We start from the raw sequence: 255 nt of genomic DNA on the forward strand, positions 1-255 counted from the left end.
GTGGTGGACGAGCTGCTCTTCAGCTTCACGCACACCACCGAGATTCCGTGGATGCTGCCGGGCGTGGCGCCGACCGGCCGGCGCGTGGAGATTCCGCTGCTGGCGGTGGTCAAGTTCCGCGGCGACAAGCTCTACCACGAGCACATCTACTGGGACCAGGCCAGCGTGCTGGTGCAGGTGGGCCTGCTCGACCCGAAGCTGCTGCCGGTGGCGGGCGTGGAGACGGCGCGCAAGCTGCTGGACGAAACGCTGCCG

1 pseudogene is annotated in these 255 nt (G+C 68.6%); it reads left to right on the forward strand.

Annotated features, from left to right (window positions below):
* Window positions 1–255, forward strand: a pseudogene (locus IB278_RS33730) (ester cyclase); the annotation flags it as partial.

Origin of the sequence: Variovorax sp. VRV01 (genome assembly GCF_014852545.1) — a bacterium.
Classification (GTDB): domain Bacteria; phylum Pseudomonadota; class Gammaproteobacteria; order Burkholderiales; family Burkholderiaceae_C; genus Variovorax; species Variovorax beijingensis_A.